The following is a 6,825-nucleotide window of genomic DNA, read 5'->3' as shown; positions in this document are numbered from 1 at the left end:
CCAGCGACCGCACGGGCGTGCTGCGCCAGGACACGACGTTGATAGGCTGGGTGTGGAAGACGTGCAAGCGTTTGAGCTAACCAGTACTAATTGCCCGTGAGGCTTGACCCTATAGCTTTGCATGTAGCGTGCAAAGCTGCCCAAGAAGACGGTCGTCGAGACGAGAGTCTTGATGCGCGTCGAGACAAGAGACGTGAGCACGCGCTGTGCGCTTGTTCGCCCTGTCTTCAGCTCCGACAACCCCGAGCCTGGTGTGCGCACTCGCGCAGCGCCGGCGGTGCTGGGGCGCAAATCCAACGCAATGATTCAAGCGACTGCAACGATTCGAACTCTGTGAAGGCGGCGCAAGCCCTTCCCACGCCAAGCGTGCACGGAAGACGGCTGAGCCGCCCCGACCGGTTATGCCTGACGACCATAGCAAGGTGGTCCCACTCCTTCCCATCCCGAACAGGACAGTGAAACGCCTTCGCGCCGATGATAGTGCGCAGCTCGCGTGTGAAAGTAGGTCATCGTCAGGCGGTTATTGCCCGCAACCCCGAAAGTTCTCAACGAGCTTTCGGGGTTTTTGCGTTTTGGCGGATAGGCGTACGTGTCTCCTGTGCGCGGCACAATTCAGGATATGACGGTGAACAGCTACACGCGTGGACAGGCATTGGCGGATCTGTTGGCCCGGCGCATCGTGCTGATCGACGGCGCGATGGGCACGATGATTCAACGGTTTCGTCTCGACGAGGCGCAGTACCGCGGGGCAGGGCTGTCGGGCCGGCCTGCGGATGCGCGGTTTGCCGATCACCCCGGGGATCTCAAAGGCAACAACGATCTGTTGAGCCTGACCCGCCCCGATGTGATTCGGCAGATCCACGAAGGCTATCTCGCTGCCGGGGCCGATATCATCGAGACGAATACGTTCGGAGCGACGTCGATCGCCCAAGCCGATTACGGGCTGCAGGCGTGGGCGCGGGAGATGAATCTGGTTTCCGCCCGTCTGGCGCGCGAGGCCTGCGATCGCTATGCGACAGCGGATCGCCCGCGCTTCGTGGCCGGGGCCTTGGGGCCGACGCCCCGCACGGCGAGCATCAGTCCCGATGTCAATGACCCTGGCGCCCGCAACGTGACCTTCGACGAACTGGAGCAGGCCTACCACGAGCAGGCGCTCGCGCTGATCGAGGGCGGGGCCGACGTGCTGCTGGTGGAAACCATTTTCGACACCCTCAACGCGAAGGCGGCGCTGTTTGCCATCGAGCGCGCGTTTGATGACAGCGGCGAACGGTTGCCGGTGTTGATCAGCGGGACGGTGACGGATGCGTCGGGCCGTTTGCTCAGCGGCCAGACGGTCGCGGCGTTTTGGGCGAGTGTGCGCCACGCCCGGCCGCTGGCCGTCGGGTTGAATTGTGCGCTTGGTGCGGCATTGATGAAGCCGTATATCCAGGAACTCGCGCGGGTGGCGGAAGGGACGTACATCAGCTGTTATCCGAACGCCGGGCTGCCCAACCCGATGAGCGAGACGGGTTTCGACGAGACGCCGCAGGACACCTCCCGGCTGCTGCACGGGTTTGCAGCGGAGGGGCTGGTCAACATCGTGGGGGGCTGTTGCGGCACGACACCGGACCACATCGCGGCGATTGGCGCGACGGTCGCTGGTTGCGCGCCGCGTGCGGTGCGGTGGCATCGCGACGAATGATCGCCGGCGCAGTCGCCCGAACGGGCGGTGCGCGTATACTTGGTCGCACGGCCGTCGTCGTGCGCGGGGGAGGGAGTTGCTCGCGTCAACGCGGGCCTTCCTAACCCATGAGCTTGCCCACCTTGCGCCTGGACCATGCCCGAGCCCTGCTTCGGCAGGCCGGGGTTGCGCTGCCGGAGCCCGGCGCTGGCGCGGCGGAGCTCCAGGCGATCATTGATGCCTTGTGCGAGCTGAGCGAGCGCGATCCGCTGACGGGACTGCCCAACCGACGGGCGTTCATGGCCCGGCTGGCGCAAGAGCTGGACCGCTCCAGTCGATCCGGCGAGGTGGCGTTGCTGTTGATGTTGGACATCGATCACTTCAAGGCGGTGAACGATCGCTTCGGGCATCTTGCCGGCGATGCGGTGATCCGCGCCGTGGCCGATACGTTGAAATCGCACATCCGCCCCATGGATACCGTGGGGCGTCTGGGGGGCGAGGAGTTTGGGGTGGTCTTTCCGAATTGCGGCCCCGGGTCCGGCGCGCAGTTGGCCGAGCGATTGCGCGCTGCGGTGGAAGCCGCTCACGTCCCTTTGCCGGATGGGGTGACGGCGTTGCGCGTGACGGTCAGCGGCGGTGGGGCGTACGCGCCGGCGTGGGTGCGCTCGTCCATCGAGCATTGGATGGAGCGGGCCGATCGCCAGCTCTACGAGGCCAAGCGCCAAGGCCGCAACCGCGTCCTGATCGAGCCGGTGGCGCACAGCGAGGTCAGCGCCGAGGAAAAGGAGCGGTTGTTTGCGTGGCCCGATGCGGACGGGCTTATCATCGACCCCGCCGACGCGATCTGAGCGTCGGATGACCAACCGTGACATGAACACACCCCTGACCACTGCCCCAACCCCTGCACCCGCCGCGGACAGCGGGGGCGTGCTGCTGCGGCCGAGCAAGGGTCGGGTGATCGCGATCACCAGCGGCAAGGGCGGGGTGGGCAAGACCTTCCTCTCGGCCAATCTGGCTGCGGCGTTGACCCGGCGCGGGCTGCGCGTGCTGGTGCTCGATGCCGATTTGGGGCTGGCGAACCTGGACGTGGTGCTCAACCTGTACCCCAAGTTGACGCTGCACGATGTGTTCACCGGCAAGTGCGAGCTGGATGACGCGATCATCAAGGCCCCGGGTGGGTTTTCGGTCCTGCTGGCAGGCTCGGGGATGGTGGAGTACTCGCGCCTGACGCCGGAAGTGCGGGAGGACTTCCTGCGTTTGATGGGGCAGGTCGTGCCCCGATTCGACGTGGTGCTGCTCGACACCGGGGCGGGGATATCGGATGTCGTCTTGTTTGCCTTGTCGCTGGCGAGCGAGATTTTGCTGGTCGCCACACCCGAGCCGACCTCGCTGACCGACGCCTATGCGACCATCAAAGTGTTGGCCACCCAGCAGCAGCGCCAGTTGGTGCGGCTGATCGTCAACCAGGCCGTGCGCCCGGGCGACGGTCGGGCCATCACGGCGCAATTGCAAGCCGTGTTGAACCGGTTCGTTGGCGGAGGGGCGGCCACCGGGGATGCCAAGCCAAAGGCGATTCGGCTCGTCCACATGGGGGACATCCCCGTGGACAAAGCCGTCAAGGAGGCGGTGATGCGCCGCCAGCTGCTGCTGCTGCACACACCGGGTTGCCCGGCCAGCTTGGCGGTGGGGCAGATCGCTGGTCGGCTGGTGGATACGGTGCTGCGCGCGCAAGAGCACGCTTGACGTCCGTGGGTTGACCCCCGGCGCACAACCCGTGGCGGCGTCCCCGGATGGCCGATGGCGAAGGCCGGTCAGTCCGGGGTGGAAGCGGCGGCGGAGGCCGGTGGTGCAATGGCCGTGACTTCGATTTCGACCCGTGCGCGCGGCTCGACCAGGGCGCTGACCTCGACAGCGCTCATGGCGGGGTAGTGGCGACCGATCACCTGGCGGTACACCGCGCCGAGTTCGGGCAGGCGGCGCACATATTCCTCGCGGTCGGTCAGATACCAGGTCATGCGCACGATGTGCTCGGGGCCGGCACCGGCGCAAGCCAGCACCGCACAGACGTTGCGCAGGGCCTGCCGGCATTGGTCGATGAAGTCGTCGCTGTCGAAGATTTGCCGGGCATTCCAGCCGATCTGGCCGCCGACGAACAGCCAGCGCGCGCCCGGTTCGGCGCTGACGGCGATGCCATTGGCGTATCCCTTGGGAGGGGTCCAGTCGGGGGGCTGCAAGAGGGTCAGGGTGGGCATGGGGCGCTCGGGGGACTAGGGGGTGGTCGATGCCTGCTGGCGCAGCACGTAGCGCTGCAGCTTGCCCGTCTCGGTGCGCGGCAGCCGGTCGACGAAAGCGATCTCGCGCGGGTATTTGTACGGGGCCAGCGTCTGCTTCACATGCTCCTGCAAGGCGCGCACCAGCTCCAGGGACGGGGTGTGGCCGGGTTTGAGGACGCAGAAGGCCTTGACGATCATGCCCCGCTCCTCGTCGGGCTGCCCAACGACGCCGCATTCGGCGACGGCCGGGTGCAGCAGCAGGGCGTCTTCCACCTCCGGGCCGGCGATGTTATAGCCGGACGAAATGATCATGTCGTCCGCGCGGGCCTGGTAGATGAAGTAGCCGTCCGCATCCTGCACGAAGGCGTCGCCAGGGTAGTTCCAGCCCCCGCGCACATAGGCGGTCTGCCGTTCGTCGTCCAGGTAGCGGCACCCGGTGGGGCCGACCACGGCGAGCTTGCCGACGCTGCCGCGCGGGACTTCATGCCCATCGTCATCGACCACGCGGGCGCGGTAGCCGGGCACGACGCGGCCGACGGCGCCGCGACGCACCTCGTCCCCCGCGGCGGAGATGAAGATGTGGAACATCTCGGTCGAGCCGATGCCGTCGATCATCTCCAGCCCGGTGACGTTCTTCCAGAGCTGCCGGGTGGTATCGGGCAGGCCTTCGCCGGCGCTGACGCTCAGGCGCAGCCCGGGGATGCCCCCCTGGGCCTGGGCGAACGGGGCCATCTGTCGGTAGAACGAGGGCGAGGTATAGCAGATCGTCACGCCTTGCCGGGCCAGGGTCTGCACCATACCTTCGGGCGACAGCGGACCCGCCGGGTAGTACACCGAGGCCCCGGCCCACATCGGGAAGATCAGCAACCCGCCCAGGCCAAAGGTGAAGGCCAGCGGCGGGGTGCCCGCCACGATGTCGTCGGGGCGTTGTTGCAGCACATGGCGCGGCCAGCACTCGCAGGCCGCCAGTACGTCCAGGTGGGTGTGCACGGCCGCCTTGGGTTTGCCGGTGGTGCCCGAGGTGAAGGCCAGCAGTGCGATGTCGGTGGCCGCCGTGGGGCAGGCGGGAAAGTCGCTGGACTCGCGCGCGGCCCAGGTTTCCAGCGCGGCCTCCCGGGCCGGATCCCCATCGGGCACGGCGAAGGGAATGATGGGCAGGCCGCCGGCCGCACGGGCCGCCGTGTCCAACTCGTCCTGCAAGGCGTGTTCGCACAGCGCCAGGCTGGGGCGCGCTTTGGCCAGGATGTCGCCCAGCTCCTTGGCGCGCAGCAGGGGCATGGTGGCAACGGCGATCAGGCCGGCCTTGACCACGGCCAGCCACGCCAGCGCCAGGGCCACCCCGTTGCGCCCACGCAGCAGCACCCGGTTGCCGGGCACCAGGCCGTGCCGGTGGATCAGCACATGGGCCAGCCGGTTGACCTCGTCGAGGGCCTGTGCGTAAGTCAGGGTGCGACGGTCGTCGCGGAACAACACCCGCGCGCCCCAGCCCCGCTGATGCACGGCGTCGTCCAGCAGCCGTGCCACCAGGTTGACCTGGGGCGGGAACTGCAGTTCCGGCAGATCGTAGATGAGCTGCGGCCAGCGCTCGGGCGGCGGCAGCCGGTCGTGCACATAGCGGTCGATCTGGGCGCTTTTGCCGGGGGCGAGGGTCATGGCGAACCTCCTGGGGGTCAACCGGCGGCGGCGAGGACCGCCTTGCCGAGAATGAGCAACTGCACCTCGGTCGCGCCTTCGTAGATGCGCAGCGCACGGATGTCGCGGTAGAGGTGCTCCACGGTCTGGCCGCTGCGCACGCCCAGCCCGCCGTGCATCTGCACCGCCATGTCGATGACGCGCTGGGCATTTTCGGTGGCGACCATCTTCGCCATGGCCGCGGCGGCGCTGGCCTCGCGGGGCAGGGGGGCATCCGGTGGCGCCTGATCGCGCAACCAAGCGGCGCGGTAGGACAGCAGCGCACCGGCATCGATCAGGGCCTGCATTTCCCCCAGGCGGGCCTGGGTGAGTTGGAAGTCGGCCAGCGTCTGGCCGAACATGCGCCGGCGCTTGGCATGGGCCACCGCCTCGGCGAGGGCGCGCCGCGCCATGCCCAGGGCCGCCGCGGCCACCGAGGGACGGAAAATGTCTAGCGTGCGCATGGCCAGTTTGAAGCCGCCGTTGACCTCCCCCAGCAGGGCATCCGCTGGCAGCGCGCAGCCGTCGAAGCGCAGGGTGGCCAGCGGGTGGGGGGCCAGGAGGGGGATGTGTTCTCGCGTGTCCAGGCCCGCCCGGGGTGCGGGCACGATGAAGGCGCTGATGCCGCGGGCGCCGGTGTCCGGATCGGTTTTGGCGAAGGTGACGTAGAAGTCCGCCAGGTCGCCGTTGCTGATCCAGGTCTTGGTGCCGTCGAGTCGCCAGCCGCCGGCCACCGGGGTGGCGCGGGTTTGCAGGGCCGCGACGTCGGAGCCGGCCTCGGGCTCGCTCAGGGCAAAGGCGGCGATTTGCTCGCCGCGCGCGACCGCTGGCAGGTGGGCCGCGCGCTGCGCAGCCGTCCCCGCCAGGGTGATGGCGCCGGAACCCAGCCCCTGCATGGCGAAGGCAAAGTCGGCCAGCGGGGAGCGGTAGGCCAAGGTTTCGCGCGCGATCACCAGGGCGCGCGAGTCCAGCCGCGGCAGTGCGCCGCCGTCGGCGGCCGGCACGCAATAGCGCAACCAGCCGCCCGCGCCCAGGCGCCGCACCCAGTCGCGGCAGGCGGCGCGGTCGTCCCGTTCGTCCACCACCTGTTCCACGGCCCAGGCCGCCAGGGCGGGCCCCAGGGTGCGGTGCGCCTCGTCGAAGAAGGGTAGCGCCAGGTGGCCCAGGGACGGTGCCGCCGGCAGGTCGGCGTGCGGATGGGGGGTGTCGAAGGCCACCATG

6 protein-coding genes and 1 rRNA gene are annotated in these 6,825 nt (G+C 68.5%); 4 read left to right on the top strand and 3 right to left on the bottom strand.

Features of this window, described 5'->3' with window-relative positions:
- Positions 1-404: 404 nt before the first annotated feature.
- The 4 genes from rrf (at position 405) to A9O67_RS00530 (ending at position 3,403) form a co-directional block, all read left to right on the top strand.
- Positions 405-518: ribosomal RNA gene (gene rrf, locus A9O67_RS00545) — 5S ribosomal RNA — on the top strand.
- 101 nt (positions 519-619) lie between these two features.
- Positions 620-1,681, top strand: coding sequence for a homocysteine S-methyltransferase family protein (locus A9O67_RS00540; RefSeq protein WP_068606314.1), 1,062 nt, complete (start codon positions 620-622; stop codon positions 1,679-1,681).
- Positions 1,682-1,788: 107 nt separating this feature from the next.
- Positions 1,789-2,508, top strand: a complete 720-nt coding sequence (locus A9O67_RS00535; protein WP_068606311.1) for a GGDEF domain-containing protein — start codon at positions 1,789-1,791, stop codon at positions 2,506-2,508.
- A gap of 22 nt (positions 2,509-2,530) precedes the next feature.
- Positions 2,531-3,403, top strand: a complete 873-nt coding sequence (locus A9O67_RS00530) for a MinD/ParA family protein (RefSeq protein WP_068606322.1) — start codon at positions 2,531-2,533, stop codon at positions 3,401-3,403.
- Between the two features lie 68 nt (positions 3,404-3,471).
- Here the strand turns inward: A9O67_RS00530 and A9O67_RS00525 are convergent, their stop codons facing one another.
- Genes A9O67_RS00525 through A9O67_RS00515 form a run of 3 tightly spaced genes read right to left on the bottom strand, consistent with a single transcriptional unit; the run spans position 3,472 to position 6,824 of the window.
- Positions 3,472-3,903: a RidA family protein gene (locus tag A9O67_RS00525; protein ID WP_185974489.1), complete on the bottom strand. Its 432-nt coding sequence runs from the start codon at positions 3,901-3,903 to the stop codon at positions 3,472-3,474.
- Positions 3,904-3,927: 24 nt separating this feature from the next.
- Positions 3,928-5,586, bottom strand: a complete 1,659-nt coding sequence (locus A9O67_RS00520; protein WP_068606307.1) for an AMP-binding protein — start codon at positions 5,584-5,586, stop codon at positions 3,928-3,930.
- Positions 5,587-5,603: 17 nt separating this feature from the next.
- Positions 5,604-6,824, bottom strand: coding sequence for an acyl-CoA dehydrogenase family protein (locus A9O67_RS00515; RefSeq protein ID WP_068606306.1), 1,221 nt, complete (start codon positions 6,822-6,824; stop codon positions 5,604-5,606).
- Position 6,825 lies beyond the last annotated feature (1 nt).

It is taken from the genome of Tepidimonas fonticaldi, from assembly GCF_001675355.1.
GTDB classification, from domain to species: Bacteria; Pseudomonadota; Gammaproteobacteria; order Burkholderiales; family Burkholderiaceae_C; genus Tepidimonas; species Tepidimonas fonticaldi.
This window is presented reverse-complemented; position numbering and strand designations above follow the sequence as displayed.

What these genes read in the sequence shown, in the direction of transcription:
- A9O67_RS00540 (WP_068606314.1), top strand. Translation starts at nt 620, where the DNA reads ATGACGGTGAACAGCTACACGCGTGGACAGGCATTGGCGGATCTGTTG.
- A9O67_RS00530 (WP_068606322.1), top strand. Translation starts at nt 2,531, where the DNA reads ATGAACACACCCCTGACCACTGCCCCAACCCCTGCACCCGCCGCGGAC.
- A9O67_RS00515 (WP_068606306.1), bottom strand. Translation starts at nt 6,824, where the DNA reads ATGGTGGCCTTCGACACCCCCCATCCGCACGCCGACCTGCCGGCGGCA.
- A9O67_RS00520 (WP_068606307.1), bottom strand. Translation starts at nt 5,586, where the DNA reads ATGACCCTCGCCCCCGGCAAAAGCGCCCAGATCGACCGCTATGTGCAC.
- A9O67_RS00535 (WP_068606311.1), top strand. Translation starts at nt 1,789, where the DNA reads ATGAGCTTGCCCACCTTGCGCCTGGACCATGCCCGAGCCCTGCTTCGG.